This window comes from Frankia sp. BMG5.23 (genome assembly GCF_000685765.2).
In the GTDB taxonomy this organism is placed as follows: Bacteria; Actinomycetota; Actinomycetes; order Frankiales; family Frankiaceae; genus Frankia; species Frankia casuarinae.
Genome location: NZ_JDWE01000024.1, coordinates 49,522 through 69,775 on the forward strand (window position 1 = coordinate 49,522; position 20,254 = coordinate 69,775).

The window sequence follows — 20,254 nt, forward strand, 5'->3', positions numbered from 1 at the left end:
TGACACAGGTCGTGACACAGGTCGTGGATGCGTGACCTCAGCGAGTCGCGTGCGCGAGCGGCGCGACGGACCGGTGCGAGCGCGCGGAGTCGTAGAACCTCTCGATGGCGGCGATCGTCGGGCGGACCTCCTCGATCGCCCGCCCCCGGGACGCGGGATCCGCCAGCAGCGCGGGCAGTTCATCGAGCTGGCGGCGGTACTCCGTTCCGATCGGTTCGTCGGGCACAGGCACCGCCACGGTCTCGCCGGCCCGGGTGCGGGTCAGAACCGAACGATCCTGCCGGTTTGGACCGAAACCGAACGTGCAGCGCAGCGACGCGGTGCCCGCGGCACCCTCGACGTTGATCAGGGTGACGTCCCGGGCCTCGTGCGAGGCCCAGCTCGCCCGCAACGACACCGAGACCCCGTTCTCGGTGACCAGGAAGCCACGTGCGGTGTCCTCGACGTCACCGCCGACGCCGACAGCCGGCCCGGTGCCATCGTCGTGACGCCAGGAGGCCGCCCAGGAGCCGTCGCTGACGAAGTCGTCCGAGATCGTCCCGACCACCTGCTGGAAACGGACGCTGCCCAGCAGCGGGGTGAGGGTGTCGAGCAGGTGCCAGCCGAGGTCTACCAGGGCTCCGCCGCCGGAGAGGTCCCGCCGGGTGAACCAGCCACCGGCGTCGGGAATGCCCCGGGCCCGGATCCAGGCGAGATCGACGTGCCGGATGGCACCGAGCCCGTCGGCGAGCTCGTAGAGCCGGCTGACATCCGCCCGGTACCGCGCGGCGCTCCCAGCGAGCAGGATGGTGTCGCCCGCGCGCTCGGCCGCCGCGAGCCGGTCGGCCTCGGCCGAGCTCAGGCACACCGGCTTCTCCAGGAAAACCGGAATACCGGCGCTCAGCAGCCGGGCTGCGATCTCGGCGTGCCGGTGGTTGGGCACCGCCACGACCGCGAGGTCGACCTGAGTCCGGTCGATCTCGTCGACGTCGGCGAGCACGGCCAGGCCCGGGTCGGCCCCGGCCGCCGCCCGGCGGGCCCCGGAATCGGAATCGACGGCCGTGACCACGACGAACTCCGGGTGTTCTCGCAGCCGGGGAAGCCAGATCGACCGGCCGGCCCAGCCCAGCCCCACCACGGCGACCCGCAGCGGAGTCCGCGTGGGGTTGCCGGTCTCGCCTCGGCTCACAGCTCGGCCAGGGTCTCGGCCACGATGGCCGCGACCTGGTGCATCTGTTCTTCGGTGCCGAGCAACGTCCGATGGTGCAGCCAGACGCCGTCCGCGCTGATCGCCTCGGTGTTCGGGCAGCGCTTCGCGATCTCGTCCACCGTTTCGTCCGGGGCACCGGTCTCCCAGAAGCCGTTGGACCGGTAGATCGCCCGGAACGCGGCGAAAGCGGGCAGCCCGCGGTCCACAAGGGCGTCGACGAACGCGTTGCGGCGCTCCTCACTGAACCCGGGCAACCGGAACATCGCCATGTAGTGCGGATTGCGGTCGCACCGGTCGTCGCGGCCCTGCGGGACGACACCCGGGATGTCGGCAAGCGCGCCCGCCAGCACCGGCCAGCGCTCCTCACGCGTGTCAATCTGGCCGGCCAGGCGGCCGAGCTGGGCACGCAGGACCGCGGCGGAGAACTCGTTGAGCCGGAAATTCGACCCGGAGGTCTGGTGGAGGTACCGGCGGTCCGTGCGTGGCCGCCCGCAACTGTGCCGCAGGAAGCCGAGTTCGTACAGCTCGGCGTCGGGGAAGGTGACGGCGCCGCCCTCGCCGGCGGTCATGAGCTTGCCGTTCTGGAAGCTGAACGCCGCCACCGAGCCCAGCTCGCCGAGCTTCTTACCCTGCCACTGCGCACCGTGCGCGTGCGCCGCGTCCTGGATCAGCGGAACCCCGGCATCCGCGGACAGCTTCGCCAGGGCGTCCATGTCGCAGACCTGGCCCGCCATATGCACCGGCATGATCGCCCGAGTGCGCGGGGTCACCGCGGCCGCCGCGGCGGTGACCCCGATGCAGTACGTGCCCGGGTCGATGTCGACCGGCACGGCCACCGCGCCGAGGCGCTGGGCCGCCTGCGAGGAGGAGATGAAGGTGAACGCCGGCACGATGACCTCACTGCCGGGTCCGACCCCCAGGACCTGCAACGCGAGCTCCAACGCGTGCGTCCCGTTGGTTACGGCGAGGGCGTAGCCGGCCCCGTGGTAGGCAGCGAATTCCCGCTCGAAAGTGTCGACCTCACTGCCGCCCATGCGCCACCACTGGCCCTGTTCCAACGCCCGGATCAGACCACCGCGCTCCTCGTCGGAGTACTGCGGCCAGGCCGGCAACTCCGGCGCTGGCCGTGCTCTACCGATCATGATCCCCACCCTTTTCTTGCCCGTGACCGTATCGTTGTTCTTCGCGCCGGGATCGAGGTTCCGTCGGCGGTTCCATTATCGCGATCGGCGAAGGAATCTACGCGAGAGGATGCATGACGGACGGTACCTCGGTACCCCCGGGTTCCCCATCGCCCTCCGGACATGACACGCTAATATCAACGGACAGACTACAGATAGACTTGATAAGAACACCCCAGCTGGCCCTTTCTGCTTGCAGGTGTCCAGCAGGTGGCTTTGCTATAAATGTGGGGTTCCGGATCAGAAACGCCGACCATCGAGCCGGCCAGCATGTCTGTGAGGCGCCGTGACCACGCTACTTCTCCTGAATGGCCCCAATCTGGGCATACTCGGCCGACGCCAGCCGGAAGTCTACGGCACGGCGACACTGGCCGATATCGAGGCGGCCGTCGCGGCTCGGATCTCGGACCGCGGATGGAAACTTGTCTCCGTACAACGTGAATCCGAAGGTGAATTGATCCACACCATTCAGGATAATTACGACTCGATCGGTGCGATCGTCAATCCAGGTGCGCTGATGATGTACGGCTGGAGCCTTCGTGACGCTTTGGCCAATTATCCGAACCCGTGGATCGAGGTCCATCTCTCCAATGTCTGGGCTCGGGAGTCCTTCCGGCACGAATCCATTCTCTCGGCGCTCGCCCGGGGAGTGATCGTCGGCCTGGGGGCCCTCGGATACGAGCTTGCCGCTCAGGCACTGCTGGACCTCGTCCCCACGCCGAGCTGAGACGTCCCGCCGGACCGGGAACGACTCTTCGGATAACTGGTCACGCGAAGTGGCGTTCGTATCCCCTTCCCGACGTGACCAGGCCACCCGCGACGTGGAACTCCCCCGCGCCGGGCCGGCCGGCGTCGGACGCACGAGCGCCCTCGGCCCGGTGTCATCTCCTCGGCCGTGTCGGTTCCTCGGCCGTGTCGGTTCCTCGGCCGTGTCGGTCCGGCTCGGGCTTCCCGGCAGGCCGAAGAAGCAGGGTGGCGCATTGCTGGAATATGGCCGTATGACCCTTTAGGATATTTTTGAGTGATATGCCGCAAAGATCGGACCGGGGCCGTCGTACTTCCGCATCCGCAATGCCGGCGGGAGAGTGCCGCCCATGACAACGCACCCCGTTCACCCCGTTCATCCCGTTCATGAGGAACGGTCCTCCCAACGGACGATCATCCGCCGGGATTCGCCGATGGGCCTGGCAGTGGACCTGTCGGTGGGCCTGGCAGTGGCGGGCCCCACCACCCCCTACCAGGTGACCACCTCCAGGCGACCACCTCCGCCGGGAGCGCGGTGAGCTACTCCTGCGCGGTGAGGGCGTGGGTGGCTGCCGCGGCAACGGCGGGGGCTAGCCGTGGATGGTCGAGGGGAGGCAGCACGCTGCCGGGCGGCGTCTGACCGACGAGGGCGTGCACGGCGGCGAGGCGGGCAGCGGGGGTGACCGGGCGGCGAGTGGTGACGACCGCCCGCAGCAGTCCGGGCAGCGCGTGCAGCGGACGCGGGCCCGAGGTGGCGCGGGCCAGCGGAGGGGGCGTCTCCGGGCGGATCCGCAGGACGGGAACGCCCTTGGGCGGCGCCGCCAAGCCGATCAGGTCGACGATCAGATCGAGTTCGGGGGCAAGCAGGTGCAGCGGCTGGATGCCGTAGTCGACCGGATCGTAGAGGGTGATCTCGTGGAGGCCGACACCGATCAGTAAGCCGGCGAGATCGCCGCCCCGAGCCGGGTCCACGACGGCGACGCGGGCCCGCCCCGGCGCGATGTCACGCGCCCGGAGATGGTTGAGGACCGCGGCCGCGGCGGCGACGGCGAGACCGTCGTTGACGGTGTCGAGCAGCAGATGCGGGGCGGCGGACCGCAGCGCGGCGCGGGCGGCGTCGATGCGGCGGACATGCGTGTGGACCAGGACGGTGGCGGCGAATCCCGGAGCGATCATGCCGATCGCCGCGGCGAGCTCGGCGGCGGTACGGGCTGCGATCGGCATGGGGATGACGTCGAACCCGGTCGCCCGGTGCAGGTGGACCGCCTGGGACTCGACCGCTGGCAGGGCCGCCTCGGCGGCCAGCGGCTCAAAGTCCAAGACGGCGCTGCCGTCGGTGAGCAGCGCCACTCGGCGCGGCCGGCCGGTGAACCGGTCGGTGTGCGTCGGGTGCATGGCCAGGTGGCTGATGACGCGGCGGTCGGCGTCAGCGTCCAACAACGCAAGATCGTGACCGGTCGTGACCGACGCGCGGAGACACTGGGCGAGTTTGCCGGTCGACGCGACGGTGAAGACGGGATCCTCGGTCTGCAACAGGTCGGCACCCAGCCGCTCCCGCAGCGCCCGGACCAGCCAGGTCAATGTGGACCCGCTGTCGGCATCCAACGTGATCCGCCGGCCGCCCCCGGGATCCGGCTCGTCCGCGTAGCACGTCACGGGGCCGGGGGCTGCGGCGACGACCGCCTCGATGATCATCGTGGCCCGGTGCGGAACACGGACCGTGACGCTGTAGGCGGGGTTGACCCCGGCTGAACCGGCCGGACCGGCCGGACCAGGGGGCGTCACGCCGGCTCCACCCGTGCCCGACTCCGTCCGGTGCGCGCCGGTCCCCCAGCCGGCCCCTCGGCGGGGCTCCCCTCCGCGGGAGTCCCACCTGCGGGAGTCCCGGGCATCGGTCCACCACATTTCATGCTCATGAGGAGCTTGTCTCCGCTTCGCGCAACTCGGCCAACAGTCCGGCCTGCCCGGCCGCCATCTCGGTCAGAATCCGCCGGGCCGCGCGCATCAGCTCCGCCACGTCCCCGCCCGCGAGCGCGTACACCACCGTCGGGCCGTCCCGCGTCGCGGTCACGATCCCGGACCGGCGCAGCACCGCGAGCTGTTGGGAAAGGTTCGACGACTCCACCTCGATCGCGGCCAGGAGATCCCGCACCGGCATCGGCCCGTCCTGCAGCAACTCCAGCACCCTAATTCGCACCGGATGGCCAAGCATGCGAAAAAACTCCGCTTTAGCCTGGTACAGCGGAACCCGCCTCGTCACGAGCCACCTCCCGTCGACCCCACGCAGCTCCGGCCGAGGCCTACCGGCCGAGGTACCGGCCTGGCCGGAGTACCGGCGACCGCCCACCCAGAGATCACGCCGGCACGGTGAGTAGCGCCACGACCCGTTCGCGCCCGATGGCGACCTCCCCGCCAGTTACAGAATTTATCAACTGTTCGTTACCACACTTCGGAGTCGGGAAACAGCTCTTTATCGCACGGCACGGCTCTGCGGGGGCCGCTGTGTCCGAGATCTCGCCCACTCCATACTTTTTAGCATGTAAATTGAAGAAACCTTCAATTTTTCATCCCAGTATATGGGAGGATCGGATCCGCATCGAGATGACGACGGGGCAGGCCGAGGACCCCCGGCCCCACTGCCCCGCCCCCATAAGGACGGCCCCGTCACGCTGGCCCAGGCCACTCGGCCGGCTGGAACTCGGCCGGCTCCTGCCCGGCCGGGCCGATATCGAGAGCATGCGCCGCCAGCCAGGCCGTGACCTGCTCGCGGGGATGACCGTCGCGGTGGTCGCGCTGCCGCTCGCGCTGGGATTCGGGGTCTCCTCCGGCCTCGGCGCGGCCGCCGGACTGGTGACGGCGATCGTGGCGGGTGCTCTCGCGGCGGTCTTCGGCGGGTCGAACCTGCAGGTGTCCGGGCCGACCGGCGCGATGACCGTCGTGCTCGTGCCGATCGTGCACCGGCACGGGCCGGCTGGTGTGCTGACCGTCGGGCTGCTCGCCGGGATGATCCTGCTCGCGCTCGCGGTCCTGCGGGTCGGCCGCTCCGTGCGATATGTGCCGGCGCCCGTGGTGGAGGGATTCACCGTCGGCATCGCCGCGGTGATCTTCCTTCAGCAGGTTCCCTCGGCCCTGGGGGTGCACGCCCGAAACGGTGACCGGGTGACCGGCGTGGCCTGGGCGGCCGTGGCCGACTTCGTCCACCGGCCGCACTGGCTCGCGCTGGCGCTCGCCGTCGGCGTCGCGGCGACGATGCTGGTCGGCGCCCGGCTGCGGCCCACGGTCCCGTTCTCGCTGCTCGCCGTGGCCCTCGCGACGGCCCTCGTCACGGCCCGCGAGTGGGACGTCACGACCCTCGGCGCAATCCCCGCCACCCTGCCCGGTCCCTCGCTCGGCTTCCTCGACATCACCGCGATCCCGACGCTCGCCACGGCCGCCGTCGCCGTGGCCGCGCTCGCAGCCTTGGAGAGCCTGCTCTCGGCCAGTGTGGCCGACGGGATGACCGTCGGCCAGAACCACGACCCCGACCGGGAGCTATTCGGCCAAGGGCTGGCCAACCTCGCCGTCCCGCTGTTCGGCGGGGTGCCCGCCACCGGCGCGATCGCCCGCACCGCGGTCAACGTCCGCTCGGGTGCCTCGTCCCGGCTCGCCGCCCTCGCGCACGCCGTGGTCCTCGCCGGGGTGATGCTCGCAGCCGCTCCCCTGGTCGCGCGCATCCCGCTCGCCGCGCTCGCCGGTGTTCTGCTCGCCACGGCGGTGCGGATGGTCGAGGTCTCCTCGTTGCGCACCCTCGGCCGTGCGTCACACTCCGATGCCCTGGTCATGGCGCTGACCGCCGGGGCGACCCTGGCGCTCGACCTCGTCATCGCCGTCGTCCTCGGCCTCGCGGTCGCCGGCGCCCTCGCCCTGCGCGCAATCGCCCGAACCGCGCGGGTCGAGGAGGTGCCGCTGGACCCCGGCGATCATCACGATTCCGAACACGCGCTACTCGCCGAGCACATCGTCGCCTACCGTATCGACGGCCCCCTGTTCTTCGCCGCCGCCCACCGCTTCCTGCTGGAGCTCACCGAGGTGGCCGACGTCGAGATCCTCATCCTCCGGCTGTCCCGGGTCAGCGCCGTCGACGGCACCGGCGCCCTCGTCCTGCGCGACGTCATCGACCGGCTCGAACACCGCGGCGTCAAGGTGTATGTGTCGGGGCTGCGACCCGAGCATGCCAAAGCGGTGGCCGCCGTCGGTCTGGTGGACCGGCTGCGCGGCCAGGGACGCCTGTTCGACTCCACCCCGTCGGCCATCCAGGCTGCCCGGGACCATCTCCACCACACCGGCGCCCTGGCTGCCGTCCCCACCTGAGCCCACGCGGCGTTAGCCCACGCGGCGTTAGCCCACGCGGCGCTAGCCGCGGTCGCGCGGCTCGCGACGCAGCCCGCCCCACAGGGGACTCTGGTCCCACCAGCCGGAGGCTGGCGATCGACATGACGGATGTGCCCCAGGCAGGAATCGGACCTGCGGCCTACCGCTTAGGAGGCGGTCGCTCTATCCACTGAGCTACTGGGGCCGGCGAGGGACACCGGGTCTGGCTCGTGCAACAGATCATACGGGGCCGCGGAGCAGCCGGCCCGAGGGGACACCATGGATTCCGATCGGCAAGGCATCCGCACACCGTCCACAGCCCGTCGGCACGCTCGATCTACCGCAACGACCGATTATTACCGAAGGCTAATGACCGCCATCGAGGACCGTGGCCGCCCGGCACTGTGTACCGGCACAGCGCGATCAGCCGAACTGCTCGGCCATCTCGACGAGTTCCTTGCATTTCGGACAGATCGGGAAACGCGAGGGGTCCCGCACCGGTTCGAACTTGTAGCCGCACAACGCCGTAACCCGGCCACCCTCGATGGACGCGCGAACGATCTCCTCACGACGAGCGTAGTGAGAGTGATCGTCACCTTCGTCCGTCTGGGTGTTCGATGTCTCGGGCGCGATCTGAGTCGTGCTCATGGCGTCGAGTCTAGTGCCGCGGGCGCCGATGCCGGCCCTGGGTGCAAGCCCGCGCGCGGGACGGGTGCCGCACGAGGACACGCCGCCGGACCGAGGCCATACCCGCCGAACCGAGGCCATGGAACACGTCGTGGAACACCGACCCCGGTCCGGGGGAAGGGGCCGACGGGACATCGAAACCGGCCAGCCGGCATGGTCTTCGGGGGGCAGATGGCTCTTGTGAGTCCCAGGCTGAGCGTACCCTGGAGAGGACGAAGGAGACCGGTGACTGGATTGATCGACAGTACCGAGATGTACCTCCGAACCCTGTACGAGCTGAGGGAGGAGGGCATCCCCCCGCTGCGCGCGCGTCTGGTGGAGCGCCTGCATGTCAGCGCGCCGGCCGCGAGCGAGTCGACGGCTCGTCTGGCCAACGAGGGGCTGGTGTGCCTCGCCGACGACCGGACCGTGCAGTTCACGGAGAAGGGCCTGCTGCGGGCCACCGCCGTCATGCGCAAGCACCGCTTGGCCGAGCTGCTGCTCACGAAGGTCATCGGGTTGGACTGGGCGCTGGTACACAACGAGGCCTGTCGGTGGGAGCATGTAATCTCCGACGAGGTCGAGGCGCGCCTCACCGTCCTGCTCGGCGATCCGAAGCGCTGCCCGTTCGGTAACGAGATCCCGCCTTCCCAGCAGCACCACACCACGGCACGGCCGGCTTCCGCCCCGGTGAGCCTACTGGCGTCGGCCGACCTCGCCTCGTCCGGCGGTGGCAGGCCGGTCACGGTGAGCTGGATCTCCGAGCGGTTGCAGACGGACGAAAGCATCATGCGCCGGCTTCAGGACGCCGCGATCGTCCCCGGTGCGCAGATCACGCCGGGCTCCCGCGGCAACCTGATCCACATCGTCACTCCCAACGGCCAGACCGACGCGGAGATCAGCCGTAGCACCGCGGCTCTCGTTTACGTCGACCGCTGAGTCGACCGCTGAGTCGTCGCCCACGGCACCGTCGCCGTCGCCATCCTGATCGCTTCCGCCAGCGGCCGATGGTGTCACGCTCCCGGCCGCACACCCCCCCGGAAGCTCGACCACCAGATCTTCTCCACCTTGACCACCTCCCCGGTCCGCGGAGCGTGGATCATCTTCCCGCCCCCGATGTAGATCCCGACATGATCAAGATCGGCATGGAAGAAGACGAGATCGCCGGGAATGAGGCCCGCCCGGTTCACGCGGCGCCCCTCATTCCATTGTGATCCGGTGTAGTGGCTCAGCGAGACCCCGGCCTTCCCCCAGACCCACTGCGTCAGGCCGGAGCAGTCGAAGGACTTCGGCCCCGCCGCAGCCCACACGTAGGGCTTGCCCAGCTGGGCGTATGCCTCCTGCACCGCGCGCGACGCGCCACCGCCGCCCGTCGGCGGGATGGGTGCCGGGGTAGTCGGGGCCGCGGCGAACGCCCGGCCCGCGGCCGCGACCGCGGCCGACTCCTTCCGATAACGGACCCGTTCGGCCGCGGCCTTCCTGGCCGCCGATGCCGCGGCGGCGGCCGCCGCCGCCCTGCGGGCCCGCGCGGCGGCGGCTTGGCGCTCCCTGGCCCGCCGCTCCAGCGATGCGTAGCGGGATTCGAGCCGCTGCAGCAGGCTGCGCTGCTCGGCGGCGGACGCCTCGATGGACCGCTTCCGTGCGGCGAGCCGCATGACGATCTTCCTCTTGCCCGCAAGTGCCACGTCAGCGCTCCGGCGTGCCTCGGTGAGATCCCGACGCGCGAGCCGCAGGCCAGTGTCCGCCACGCGTTGCCGGCGGGCCAGCGCATCGACCGCACCGGCCCGGTCGAGTACCTGTCGGGGGTCGCCGGTCAGCAGCAACGACAGTTGCCCGAATCCCCCGGCCCGATTCGCCGACACCGCCAACCCCCGGTGTTTGTCCGAGGCCTGCCGTACAGCGTCGTCAGCGCGGTCGACCCGCCCGGCCGCGGCAGCCGCGGCCCGCTCGGCCTCGGCCAGCCGAATACGTTCGGCGTTGAACACCTCAGTGGCAATCGCCGTCTGACGAGTGGATTCGTCCAGCCGTACCCGGGTACCGTTGATCTCCGCCTGCAGGCTCTGCAGGCTCTGCAGGCTCTGCGGGCTCTCCGGGCTCTCCGGGCTCTCCGGGGCCGACCCGGAGGCCGGAGTCGTCGGCGCCGCCCAGGCGGATCCGGCAAACCCCCAGACAACCGGAGGTCCGGCGACGAGAATGCCGACCAGTCCGAGAACAATGGGCGCTCCGGCTTTCGGACGCCATCCGGTCGGATCGTTCCCGGTCGGCTGGGGATCGTCGGTCGGGCCGGCGGCGGGAGTCTGCCTTGCGACGTGTTTCGAAGTTCGCCGGCCGAACCCGGATGGCGGGACATCACGGGGACGGCGGGGCCCGGGGCGCGGTTCGCCGGCGCTATGCCAGCCCTCCGTGGGGACACTGCTCACACCGCCGGACGGTAACTCTATGCAGTTATACAGTCACGGAAGCACGCCGCGACGAGCGGAGAGTCTCCAAGCACCCACCGCCAGCCGATGAGATCGGGTCACAGGCCACCCAATTTAGCGATTTCACATGCCAGAAACAGCTAAGACACAGGTCGGGAACAGATCTTGCCGACTCTTCGGACCCGAGGATCCGGGACGAGCGCAGCGTGGCCGGGGACCGGGTGAGCGCAGTCCGCGCATCGCGCGGGGAATGACAGGAGAGACATGGACAAATTGAATTCGGGCGATACCGCGTGGATGCTCATCAGTTCCGCGATCGTGCTGTTCATGACGCCCGGACTGGCGTTCTTCTACGGTGGCATGGTCCGAGCGAAGAACGTGCTCGGAATGATCATGCAGAACTTCTTCTGCATCGGGATCGTCACGCTGATCTGGTCGGTCATCGGGTTCAGCGTCGCGTTCGGCGAGGGTAACGGCTTCTGGGGCGGATTCGACTTCTTCGCTCTCCAGGACCTCTCCGGCAGCGACGGCGCGATCCCGTACGTCGTGTTCGTCGCCTTCCAGCTGATGTTCGCGATCATCACGCCCGCCCTCATCACCGGCGCGATCGCCGATCGCATGAAGTTCAGCGCCTTCGCGATCTTCATCCCGCTCTGGTCGCTGCTGGTCTACTCGCCGATCGCACACTGGGTGTGGGCGAGCAAGGGCTGGTTGTTCGAGCGCGGCGCGATGGACTTCGCGGGCGGCACGGTCGTCCACGCCAACGCCGGTATCGCGGCGATCGTGCTGGCGCTGGTCCTCGGCAAGCGGGCCGGTTGGCCGACCGGCGACTTCCGCCCCCACAACGTCCCGTTCGTTCTCCTGGGCACCGGCATCCTGTGGGTCGGATGGTTCGGGTTCAACGCGGGTTCCGCGCTGGGCGCCAACAAGGTCGCCGGATACGCCCTGCTCAACACCCAGATCGCGACCGGCGTCGCGATCCTCGGATGGCTCGCGGTCGAGCAGCTGCGCGACGGCAAGGCGACCACCCTGGGAGCCGCCTCCGGCGCGGTCGCGGGTCTGGTGGCCATCACCCCGGCCTGTGGTTTCGTCTCTCCGATGGGTTCGATCGCCATCGGCGGCATCGCCGGCGTCGTCTGCGCCCTGGCCACCTCGATCAAGGGCAAGGTCGGCATCGACGACTCGCTCGACGTCGGTGCGGTCCACCTGGTCGGCGGTGTGCTCGGAGCCCTGCTGACCGGCCTCTTCGCCACCGTCGACACGAACGAGGCCGGCAAGGACGGTGTCTTCTACGGCGGCCCGTGGAGCGTCTTCGGGGAACAGGCGCTCGCCGTCGGCGCGACGCTGGGCTACTCGGCCGTCGTGACGGCGATCATCGCTCTCGCCCTGAAGTACACCATCGGTCTCCGGCTGAACGCCGACGACGAGATCGCCGGCATGGACGAGGCGTTGCACGGGGAGACGGCGTACCGCTTCACGTCCATCGGCGGTAGCGGCTCGCTGTCCACGAGCAGCATCAGCCCCGTCAAGGTGCCCGAGGAGGCCCAGGCATGACCAAGCTCGTCACCGCCGTCATCAAGCCGTTCAAGGTCGACGACGTGAAGGCGGCGCTCGAGACCCTGGGCGTGCACGGACTGACGATCTCCGAGGTCCAGGGCTACGGCCGGCAGAAGGGCCACACCGAGGTCTACCGCGGCGCCGAGTACAAGGTCGACTTCGTGCCAAAGATCAAGATCGAGGTGGTCGTCGCGGACGGGGCGGTCGACGATCTGGTCGCGGCGATCACGTCGTCGGCGCAGACCGGCAAGATCGGCGACGGCAAGATCTGGGTCGTTCCGGTCGAGTCGGTGGTACGGGTCCGTACCGGCGAGCGGGGGGCGGACGCGCTGTAGTAGTGCCGGGCGTGGCAACGCCACCGCGGCACGGCTCCATCGCACCACCCGACTCCATCCATCACTGTTACCACGCACCACCCGGCACCCGGCACCACGCACCCCCGGCACCCGGCACCACGCACCACCCGCGACACCGCACGAGCTGGTACCACCCGAGACCACAGTTGCGCTGGTGCGCGTTTCTGTGTCCTCGGCTCGGCGCTCCACTGGCCGTGATCGATCCGGACCCGAGATCGATCACGGCCAGACGGCCGAACGGAGGAGGACAGCCATGACGGACCGCCTGGAGATCCTCAAGGGCCGCTCCGAGCACCTGCCCACGGCGACCGGCCCACGGCTGCGCCGCATCCTCACCGACCTCGCCGACGATGCCCTAGTCGACCTGTTCGGCGATCCCGGACCGGGAATCGCCCTGGTGGCCGTCGGCGGCTACGGACGCGCGGAACCCGCGTTCGGCAGCGATCTCGACCTCGTCCTCGTCCACGACGGCAAACGGAACGACATCTCCGCCGTCGCCGACGCGGTCTGGTATCCGCTGTGGGATTCGGGGGTGGGCCTCGATCACAGCGTGCGCACCGTCGACGAGGCCATCATGGTGGCCGACGGTGACCTCAAGGCCGCGCTCGGCCTGCTCGACGCCCGCCACGTCGCGGGTGACGCGACGCTGGCCACGCAGCTCGCCCAGCGGGCTCGCGCCCGGTGGCGGTCCCATGCCCCGAAACGACTACCCGAGCTCGCCGAGGCCGTCGCGGAACGGGCCACCCGGCTCGGTGAGGTCGCGTTCCTGCTCGAACCCGACCTGAAGGAATCCCGCGGCGGGCTGCGTGACGTCCATGCCCTGCACGCCCTCGCGGCGGCCTGGGTCGCCGAGTCCCCTCCCGCGCGGGTGATCGCCGCCGGGCAGGTGCTGCTCGATGCCCGCGGCGAGATCCGCCGGCTGAGCCGGGGACGAGCCCACGATCGGCTCCTGCTCCAGGACTCCGAGTCGCTCGCCACCATGCTCGGCTACGCCGACGCGTTCGCGCTCGCGCACGCGGTCGCCGACGCCGGACGCGCCATCTCCTGGACCTGGGACACCACCTGGTACCGGGTCGCGGCCGGCCTGCGGTCGGTGGCGCGGTGGCGCGGTGGCGGCCGGCGGCCGGCCCGCCGCCCCCTCGGCGAAGGGGTGGTCGACCAGGACGGCGAGGTCCAGCTCGCCCGGGACGTCGATCCGGCGAAGGACCCGGTCCTGGTGCTGCGGGCCGCCGCCGCGGCCGCACGAAGCGGGCTCCCGTTGGGCCGCTACGCCGTCGACCGGCTGGCCCGGGAGGCCCCACCGATGCCCGACCCCTGGCCTGACGCCGCCCGTGACGCGCTGGTCGCGCTGCTGGCCACCGGCGACGCGGCCGTGGGGGTGCTGGAATCCCTCGACCAGGTGGGGCTGCTCGTCCGGCTCATCCCGGAGTGGGCGGCGGTGCGCAGCAGACCGCAACGCAATCCCTACCACCGCTATACCGTCGACCGGCATCTGATGGAGGCTGCGGCGCGGGCCGCCGCGCACACCCGCGAGGTGGACCGGCCGGATCTGTTGCTGCTCGGCGCCCTCCTGCACGATATCGGTAAGGGCTTCCCCGGCGACCACACCGACGCGGGCATCGTGCAGATCGAACGGATCGGCCCGCGGCTGGGTCTGCCGCCCGAGGACGTCGACGTGCTTGTCGCCATGGTCCGCCACCACCTGCTTCTCGGCGAGGCCGCGACCAGGCGGGACATCGACGATCCCGGGACAATCGCGAGCGTCGCCGCGTCCGCCGGCAGCGTGCGGATCCTCACCCTGCTGCACCGACTGACCGAGGCCGACTCCCGGGCCACCGGTCCGACCGCGTGGAACGCCTGGAAGGCGCGGCTGATCGGTGACCTCGTCGAGCGGGCCCGAGCCGTCCTCGGCGGCGAGCGGGTCCCGTCTCCCCCGAGCCTCGACGATCGGCAGCGTGGCCTGCTCGCGCTGCCCGACGAGCACGTCGTCCAGGTCAATCCGCTGCCGGACGAGGGCATGTTCGAGATCGTGGTGGTCAACGCCGACCACGTCGGGCTGCTGGCGATCATCGCTGGTGTCCTCGCGCTGAACCGATTGGACATCCGGCGGGCCTCGGCCCGGAGGAACGGCGGTCGGGCGCTGCTGCAGGCCGCCGTGGCGGCGCCGCACGAACGGGTACCGGAACCGGCGCGGTTGCTCGCCGACCTGCGGGCCGCGCTCGCCGGCACCCTCGACGTCGCCGGTCGGCTCGCCGCCCGGGAACGCGACTACGCCGGGGCCAGGCGGTGGACCACGCCCGGCGCCCCTCAGGTGATCTTCGATGACGACCTGGGATCGATGACCGTGATCGAGGTGCGCGCCCCAGACCAGGCCGGCGTGCTGTACCGGATCGTACGGGCGCTGTCCGGGTTGCGACTCGATGTCGCCACCGCCATCGTCGCGACCCTCGGACTAGACGTGGTGGACGCCTTCTACGTGCGGGAGGCCGATGGTGGTCCGGTGGCGGACGGCGGACGGCGCCGTGAGATCGCGGACGCGATCCTCGCGGCCCTGGGACCGATGGAACCCATAGACCGCGCGGAATCGGCGGGCCGGACCACACAGACGTGATCCAGCCCGCCGGGATCCGCTCGGACCGAGCGTCAGCACCGTCGTGGGAGACGCTATGATGAGCAGGCACGTTGGGAGGCTTCGCCTAGTCCGGTCTATGGCGCCGCACTGCTAATGCGGTTGGGGGCATACACCCCCTCCGGGGTTCAAATCCCCGAGCCTCCGCGTCGACCAGGCGTTTTGAACATACGTTCGAGACGCCTGGCCTTTCCTTAAGATCAGGATGGCCGGCGGATGGAACGTGGATGGAACAAACGGCGTGGATCTTCATCCGGCGCCTGCTCTCCGGCTCCGCCGGGGGACGAACTCCTCGATCGCCACCGCCGCAGCCTCCGCCAACTCCTCGGCCACGACCTCGTAGACATCTCGGGTAAAGTTCGACGAAGCGTGACCGAGCACATCGGCGACCAGCTTCATGTCAACTCCGGCCGCGAGGAGCATCGTTGCCGCCCCGGGTCGAAGGTCGTGAAAGCGGATCGGGGGAAGGGGCATCGCCGCGGCGTCTGTACTGCTTCTTCGCCATCGAGGTCGGCTCCCGCTCCGTCCACATCCTCGGGGTCACCGCCCACCCCGACGGACCGTGGAGCACCCAACAAGCCCGGAACCTCCTCCTGGACCTCGGTGACCGGGCGGCCGACTTCCGGTTCCCGGTCCGTGACCGCGCCGGACAGTTCACCGCGTCGTTCGACGCGCTCCTCGCCGACGCCGGCATCACCGCGATCAGGATCCCACCCCGGACCCCGCGGGCGAACGCCTACGCGGAACGGTTAGTCCGAACCGTCCGGACCGAGGTCACCGACCGGATGCTGATCTTCGGTGAACGGCACCTGCGCGTTGTCCTGGCCGAGTACGCGCGGCGCTACAACGGACGACGCCCCCACCGCGGCCGCGACCTTCAACCACCACGGCCCGACCACCCCGCCGCGGACCTGAGCCAGGAACGGATCAAACGTCAGCCCGTCCTCGGCGGCCTGATCAACGAATACGAACGAGCCGCCTAAAAGACCAGGCCAACGCCGGTGGCCGAGTTCTCGCACCCCACACGCGGGCCTTCACCCCCGGCCTGAAGACCGGAGCACTGGCCCGCACTCTGGTAGCAAGGAGTGGGAGGGCTCTGTAGCGGTCGGCGGCGACGTGTTCGAGAGTTTCTTTAGGGGCCCCCGTCACAGGTCATCTTCAACGGGGGCTGTCTGGTCTTTGTGGGCGCCGCGCATGGTGGGGAAGAGGACGACGTCGCGGAGGGTCGGGGCGCCGGTGAGCAGGGCAACGAACCGGTCGATGCCGAGCCCGAGGCCGGACATCGGGGGCATCCCGTATTCCATGGCCTCGATGAAGTCCTCTTCGAGCATCATGGTCTCGTCGTCGCCGGCCTCCCGCAGCGCGGCCTGTTCCTCAAGCCGCTGCCGCTGCTCGGCGGGGTCGACGAGTTCGGAGTAAGCCTTGACGATCTCCACGCCGTTCACCACGACCTGGAACATGTCAAGCGCGGTGGGGTCGGTGTCGCTGCGCCGGGCCAGCGGGACCAGTTCCGCCGGGTGGTGCACGAGGAAGCACGGCTGGACGAGATCGGGTCGGACCGTCTTCTTGTAGAGCAGGTCTACCAGGCCGGCGTAGGACGGGGAGGTCCCGACGTCCAAGCCGAGCTCGGCCACTCGGGCACGCAGAGTGGGAAGATCGCGGACAACGGTAAGGTCGATGCCGGTGCGCCGCTCCACCTCGGCCCGGTAGTCGATCTCCGGCCAGTCTGCGCCGAAGTCGAGCTTGACACCCTCGTAGGTAACCGCCCGGGTGCCGAGGACGTCGTCGAGGACCGTGAGGATCAGTTCGCGGACGAAGGCCATGTTGTCGCGATAGTCCCAGTAGGCGGCGTACCACTCCAGCATCGTGAACTCCTGGAGGTGCGAGGAGTCCATGCCTTCGTTGCGGAAGTTGCGGCCAAGTTCGTAGACGCGGTCATAGGCGCCGACGACGATCCGCTTGAGATAGGTCTCGGGGGAGATCCGCAGGTAGAAGTCCTCACCGAGGGCGTTGTGCCTGGTGATGAACGGGCGGGCCGCGGCACCGGACGCTGCCTCTTGCAGAATCGGGGTTTCGACTTCGAGAAAGTCGTTGTCGTCAAGGAGACGGCGAATCCGCCTGATGATGTTCGCTCTGGTCTGGAAGCGTTCCCGGGACTCGGCGTTGACAAGCAGGTCGAGGTAGCGGCGGCGGTAACGAGCCTCGACGTTGGACAGGCCCTGCCACTTGTCCGGAAGGGCACGTACGGTCCGGTTCAGCACCGTCATCTCGGAGATGGCGACGGTCCGTTCGCCGCGGCGGGTGGTGTAGAGGCTGCCGGCGATCCCGACGAAGTCGCCGATCTTCACGGCCCGGGACCATTCCTTGACGACCTCGGCGCCCAGATCGGTCTTGGACAGGGAAACCTGCACCCGGCCGCTACGGTCCTGGAGATGCCCGAAGATCAGCCCGCCCATACGGCGCCACAGGACCACGCGGCCGGCGAGACGGACAGCCGTCCCGTCGGGAGCGGCTGCGGCATCGGCCGCGACCGCGTCGGTCCGGTAGCCGGACCGCGGCCCCGCCGCCTCGGTTACCCCGGACTCCTCGATCGACATCAACACACCCTCTTGCCGCAGAAAGCACCAGCTAGCCACGAGGGTGGCGTTTCGTGAACGCTCCCGGGCGGGCCAGATGACGGATCGCCATCCTGCAGATGACTACTCCAGAGATGACTGCCCCAGCCTACCGACCCTCAGCGAACCGCAGCCGGCGTAGCCCATCCCGACAGTAGTCGATCATGGCTTCCACCAGATGCCGGTCCCGACGCCGGGCCGGTCGAATGGGTCGCCTGCCGCCGGCGCGGCGGCGCGTCCGTCCATGTCGTGCGCGGGGGGACTGGCGCGCACGGGCGGTTGCTGCGCCGGGTACGCCCCGATGTCCTGCACGTCAACCGGTGTGTGCCGTGGGCGTGCGCGCCGATGCTGGCCGCCGGCCTGACGGCCGGAGTGGCCGGTTGCGATCTGCGGGTCGTCGCCGTCGATCAGCTTCCGCAGCAGTGATCGACGGCGCGACCGGGCTGCTCATGCCCGCCGGCGACCCGGCCGCCCTGGCCGCTGCGCTGTGCCGGCTGCGGGATGATCCGGTCCTGCGCCACCGGCTGGGGAATACGGGCACGCCAGGCGGCCGTGAGCACCTTCACTGACCACCAGATGGCCCGCGCCTACCTCACGCTCTGGGAACGGTGCCGCTCGCAGCCGCGGGCCTCTCGCCTGCGGCCCGAACCGCCGCGCCCATGACCTTGAACTGACCGTGCATCTGCGGAGCATGTCGGCGAGACGCTCGCCAGCACAGGCCTGGGCGGGTTCGAGTTCTCACCATGCCGGCAGTCTCGCGCTTTCCAGCAGGCCCGAGAACTTGTCCTGGCAGCCGACCGCCAGACACCTGCGCGTAGCGGACCGCGGGCTCGGCACCGTAGGCTCCGTTCAGGATGGCAGTACGCACCGTGCCGGGCTGCAAGCGCCGCCCGGGCGACACGCATCATGGCCGCGTTCCTGCGGGAGCACGCCGGCTGGGTGAGCACGGTGTTGCTGCCGGCTTACACGCCCGAGCTGAATCCGGCGGAGGGGTGTGGTCCCAGCTCAAGCGCACCGCCCTGGTGAACCTGGCCGCCCGCAGCCTCGACGATGTCCACCAGGCGGCCAAACACGGACTGAAACGGCTGCGGTACCGGCCCGCGTTGCTGTTGGGGTTCCTCGCCGAAACCGGCCTGGGCTGGGAGGAGCTGCGGCCAACATGACTCCACGCATTGAAGCTCAGTACCTGTGAGTGATGGCTGGCGTTGCGCCACTCGCGTTATCCTGACCCGGCTGAGTAGCGATCAGGTATGGCTGATGGGGACGTTTCGGGTATGACTGACGGGGACGTTCTTGACGGCAACCGGGCAAGGCGGCGTGAGCCGCGCCGTGGTCCGGAGCCTTTCGGCTCAGGCCGGGACCAGCCGCGCGACCCAGACCGGGAGCAGGCGAGCACGGCACACGCCAGGCCAGGGTGGCCGCTTCCGCCGGTTCCTGCCGGGCACCGGTGAGAGGGGTGGGTGTGAGTGCGGCGCCGCGTGCTGCGGAAGGGGGCCATGCCCGGCGAGCCGCCGGCCGCCGGCCACCGTTGATTCATCCGCTGAATCCTCACCCCGGCGGACCTCGATTCCGCTACTTTCCCGGTCGTCGGAATATCTCGTCGATGAATATCGGGGAGAGATCAATCACGGGTCCGGCTCCCCGACGAAACCTCCCGACGCCCGGTCCCGGGGCCTGGCTGAACTGTTGGCTGGCGGAGGAAACAGGAGGCTGGTAGGCACCGTGTTCTATGATGTTCTGCTGATCATTTTTCGGAACATGGAAGGCGCCGTGGTAGTCGTGTCCTCCCGGATGCGCCACCCGGTGCGGACCGTCCGCTGGATGTTCAACGGACTGTTCCAGCCGCCCGCCGGCTGGCGACGCCTATGTCTGCTTGCCGCGGTTTCAGCATTCAGTCTGGGGATGGTCGGGCTCTGGCAGCTGTCCCGAAGCCCCGGCGCCGGCCTCAGCGCCACCGACATCGCCTACGGCAGCCTGGGGCTTTTCTTCGTCCAGCCACCAGACCTACCCAATGATGTCGGTCTCCCGATCTCCTTTGAGATCGCCCGCTTCCTGGCGCCTGCGGCCACTGCTTATGTACTCGCGGATACGCTGGTCAAACCGATGGCCGCCCTCCAGGCCACGCTGTCCCGGGGGCACGCGGTCATCTGTGGCAGCGGACCGACGGCGCTTGCCTTCGCGGAACGCCTGCGGGCCGCGTCCCGCCAGGTTGTACTGATCGATGACGTCGACAGTATCGAAATCGCGGAACACGCCCGCCGTCTTGGTCTGGTCCTGCTACGAGGAGATGCGCGTCGCGGGGATGTGCTACGGCGGGCTGGCGTGGCCCGGGCCGACCAACTGTACGTGTGTGGGACTGCGTCCGGATATAACGCCGCTGTCGTCGCGGCGGCGGAGCAGGTGTCACGCCAGCGCCACCGCCCGCTGACATGCTACGCGGAGGAGTCGGATCCTGACGTGCTCGACGCCCTGTGGACGCTTCTGCTCGGCAGGGAACACATCGGTCGTCTCACGGTCGAGTTCTTCAACACCGCCCGTCTCGGTGCA

General features: G+C 69.6%; 18 protein-coding genes, 2 tRNA genes and 1 pseudogene. 12 read left to right on the forward strand and 9 right to left on the reverse strand.

Features of this window, described 5'->3' with window-relative positions; all coding sequences use genetic code 11:
- Positions 1-37: 37 nt before the first annotated feature.
- On the reverse strand, positions 38-1,168 hold the full coding sequence (locus tag BMG523DRAFT_RS12830; RefSeq protein ID WP_023839848.1) for a Gfo/Idh/MocA family protein: 1,131 nt from the start codon (positions 1,166-1,168) through the stop codon (positions 38-40).
- Entirely contained in the window at positions 1,165-2,331 is a 1,167-nt protein-coding gene (locus tag BMG523DRAFT_RS12835; protein WP_023839849.1) for a DegT/DnrJ/EryC1/StrS family aminotransferase, read from the reverse strand. Before BMG523DRAFT_RS12835 ends, BMG523DRAFT_RS12830 begins: the two co-directional genes overlap by 4 nt.
- Positions 2,332-2,656: 325 nt before the next feature.
- On the opposite strand from BMG523DRAFT_RS12835, the gene BMG523DRAFT_RS12840 reads away from it, so the two are divergent.
- Positions 2,657-3,097, forward strand: a complete 441-nt coding sequence (locus BMG523DRAFT_RS12840) for a type II 3-dehydroquinate dehydratase (RefSeq protein WP_023839850.1) — start codon at positions 2,657-2,659, stop codon at positions 3,095-3,097.
- 557 nt (positions 3,098-3,654) lie between these two features.
- Here the strand turns inward: BMG523DRAFT_RS12840 and BMG523DRAFT_RS12845 are convergent.
- Positions 3,655-4,809 carry a malic enzyme-like protein gene (locus BMG523DRAFT_RS12845; RefSeq protein WP_347272479.1) on the reverse strand — a complete coding sequence of 385 codons (1,155 nt, stop codon included), beginning with the start codon at positions 4,807-4,809 and terminating at the stop codon, positions 3,655-3,657.
- A 217-nt stretch (positions 4,810-5,026) separates the two neighbouring features.
- Complete coding sequence (locus BMG523DRAFT_RS12850) at positions 5,027-5,374, reverse strand: helix-turn-helix transcriptional regulator (protein WP_023839852.1); 348 nt, start codon at positions 5,372-5,374, stop codon at positions 5,027-5,029.
- Positions 5,375-5,850: 476 nt separating this feature from the next.
- Here BMG523DRAFT_RS12850 and BMG523DRAFT_RS12855 point away from each other — a divergent pair, with 476 nt between their 5' ends.
- Complete coding sequence (locus BMG523DRAFT_RS12855; RefSeq protein WP_254668599.1) at positions 5,851-7,464, forward strand: SulP family inorganic anion transporter; 1,614 nt, start codon at positions 5,851-5,853, stop codon at positions 7,462-7,464.
- Between the two features lie 132 nt (positions 7,465-7,596).
- On the opposite strand, the gene BMG523DRAFT_RS12860 is transcribed toward BMG523DRAFT_RS12855, so the two are convergent.
- Together BMG523DRAFT_RS12860 and BMG523DRAFT_RS12865 are read right to left on the reverse strand one after the other, a co-directional pair.
- Positions 7,597-7,669, reverse strand: a tRNA-Arg gene (locus BMG523DRAFT_RS12860).
- Positions 7,670-7,887: 218 nt separating this feature from the next.
- Entirely contained in the window at positions 7,888-8,112 is a 225-nt protein-coding gene (locus tag BMG523DRAFT_RS12865) for a DUF3039 domain-containing protein (protein WP_023839854.1), read from the reverse strand.
- 264 nt (positions 8,113-8,376) lie between these two features.
- On the opposite strand from BMG523DRAFT_RS12865, the gene BMG523DRAFT_RS12870 reads away from it, so the two are divergent.
- Positions 8,377-9,069, forward strand: a complete 693-nt coding sequence (locus BMG523DRAFT_RS12870) for a metal-dependent transcriptional regulator (protein ID WP_023839855.1) — start codon at positions 8,377-8,379, stop codon at positions 9,067-9,069.
- Positions 9,070-9,143: 74 nt separating this feature from the next.
- Here BMG523DRAFT_RS12870 and BMG523DRAFT_RS12875 read toward each other — a convergent pair whose 3' ends face one another.
- Positions 9,144-10,550 carry a C40 family peptidase gene (locus BMG523DRAFT_RS12875; protein ID WP_051623862.1) on the reverse strand — a complete coding sequence of 469 codons (1,407 nt, stop codon included), beginning with the start codon at positions 10,548-10,550 and terminating at the stop codon, positions 9,144-9,146.
- A 264-nt stretch (positions 10,551-10,814) separates the two neighbouring features.
- Between BMG523DRAFT_RS12875 and BMG523DRAFT_RS12880 the strand changes: the two genes are divergently transcribed.
- The 4 genes from BMG523DRAFT_RS12880 (at position 10,815) to BMG523DRAFT_RS12895 (ending at position 15,239) form a co-directional block, all read left to right on the forward strand.
- Positions 10,815-12,104 (forward strand): ammonium transporter, encoded by a 1,290-nt coding sequence (locus BMG523DRAFT_RS12880; protein ID WP_011434887.1) that lies wholly within the window; start codon positions 10,815-10,817, stop codon positions 12,102-12,104.
- Positions 12,101-12,442, forward strand: a complete 342-nt coding sequence (locus tag BMG523DRAFT_RS12885; protein ID WP_011434886.1) for a P-II family nitrogen regulator — start codon at positions 12,101-12,103, stop codon at positions 12,440-12,442. The genes BMG523DRAFT_RS12880 and BMG523DRAFT_RS12885 overlap by 4 nt, the downstream gene beginning before the upstream one ends.
- A 274-nt stretch (positions 12,443-12,716) precedes the next feature.
- A complete protein-coding gene (locus BMG523DRAFT_RS12890; RefSeq protein WP_043591264.1) occupies positions 12,717-15,074 on the forward strand; it encodes a [protein-PII] uridylyltransferase in 2,358 nt (785 codons plus the stop codon).
- A gap of 74 nt (positions 15,075-15,148) precedes the next feature.
- Positions 15,149-15,239: transfer RNA gene (locus BMG523DRAFT_RS12895), tRNA-Ser, on the forward strand.
- A 102-nt stretch (positions 15,240-15,341) separates the two neighbouring features.
- Here BMG523DRAFT_RS12895 and BMG523DRAFT_RS23115 read toward each other — a convergent pair.
- A pseudogene (locus tag BMG523DRAFT_RS23115) lies at positions 15,342-15,563 on the reverse strand (tyrosine-type recombinase/integrase); the annotation flags it as partial.
- On the opposite strand from BMG523DRAFT_RS23115, the gene BMG523DRAFT_RS12900 reads away from it, so the two are divergent.
- A complete protein-coding gene (locus BMG523DRAFT_RS12900; RefSeq protein ID WP_043591266.1) occupies positions 15,518-16,075 on the forward strand; it encodes an integrase core domain-containing protein in 558 nt (185 codons plus the stop codon). The pseudogene BMG523DRAFT_RS23115 and the gene BMG523DRAFT_RS12900 overlap by 46 nt on opposite strands.
- Before the next feature lie 162 nt (positions 16,076-16,237).
- Here BMG523DRAFT_RS12900 and lysS read toward each other — a convergent pair whose 3' ends face one another.
- Positions 16,238-17,689, reverse strand: coding sequence for a lysine--tRNA ligase (lysS, locus tag BMG523DRAFT_RS12905; protein WP_011434883.1), 1,452 nt, complete (start codon positions 17,687-17,689; stop codon positions 16,238-16,240).
- 267 nt (positions 17,690-17,956) lie between these two features.
- Here lysS and BMG523DRAFT_RS25310 point away from each other — a divergent pair, with 267 nt between their 5' ends.
- From BMG523DRAFT_RS25310 to BMG523DRAFT_RS12915, 4 genes are all read left to right on the forward strand, one after another.
- Positions 17,957-18,133: a hypothetical protein gene (locus BMG523DRAFT_RS25310; protein WP_157902454.1), complete on the forward strand. Its 177-nt coding sequence runs from the start codon at positions 17,957-17,959 to the stop codon at positions 18,131-18,133.
- Complete coding sequence (locus BMG523DRAFT_RS24525; protein ID WP_173645823.1) at positions 18,130-18,276, forward strand: hypothetical protein; 147 nt, start codon at positions 18,130-18,132, stop codon at positions 18,274-18,276. The genes BMG523DRAFT_RS25310 and BMG523DRAFT_RS24525 overlap by 4 nt, the downstream gene beginning before the upstream one ends.
- 285 nt (positions 18,277-18,561) lie before the next feature.
- Positions 18,562-18,870: a hypothetical protein gene (locus BMG523DRAFT_RS25315; protein WP_011434881.1), complete on the forward strand. Its 309-nt coding sequence runs from the start codon at positions 18,562-18,564 to the stop codon at positions 18,868-18,870.
- Between the two features lie 559 nt (positions 18,871-19,429).
- Positions 19,430-20,254, forward strand: an 825-nt coding sequence (locus BMG523DRAFT_RS12915) for an NAD-binding protein (RefSeq protein ID WP_200923109.1), incomplete at its 3' end; no start/stop codon positions are given.

Excerpts from the sequence above, each read along its gene's own strand:
- BMG523DRAFT_RS12835 (WP_023839849.1), bottom strand. The coding sequence starts at position 2,331 with ATGATCGGTAGAGCACGGCCAGCGCCGGAGTTGCCGGCCTGGCCGCAG.
- BMG523DRAFT_RS12845 (WP_347272479.1), bottom strand. The coding sequence starts at position 4,809 with ATGATCATCGAGGCGGTCGTCGCCGCAGCCCCCGGCCCCGTGACGTGC.
- BMG523DRAFT_RS12855 (WP_254668599.1), top strand. The coding sequence starts at position 5,851 with ATGCGCCGCCAGCCAGGCCGTGACCTGCTCGCGGGGATGACCGTCGCG.
- BMG523DRAFT_RS12865 (WP_023839854.1), bottom strand. The coding sequence starts at position 8,112 with ATGAGCACGACTCAGATCGCGCCCGAGACATCGAACACCCAGACGGAC.
- BMG523DRAFT_RS12880 (WP_011434887.1), top strand. The coding sequence starts at position 10,815 with ATGGACAAATTGAATTCGGGCGATACCGCGTGGATGCTCATCAGTTCC.
- BMG523DRAFT_RS12885 (WP_011434886.1), top strand. The coding sequence starts at position 12,101 with ATGACCAAGCTCGTCACCGCCGTCATCAAGCCGTTCAAGGTCGACGAC.
- BMG523DRAFT_RS12890 (WP_043591264.1), top strand. The coding sequence starts at position 12,717 with ATGACGGACCGCCTGGAGATCCTCAAGGGCCGCTCCGAGCACCTGCCC.
- lysS (WP_011434883.1), bottom strand. The coding sequence starts at position 17,689 with ATGTCGATCGAGGAGTCCGGGGTAACCGAGGCGGCGGGGCCGCGGTCC.
- BMG523DRAFT_RS25315 (WP_011434881.1), top strand. The coding sequence starts at position 18,562 with ATGGCAGTACGCACCGTGCCGGGCTGCAAGCGCCGCCCGGGCGACACG.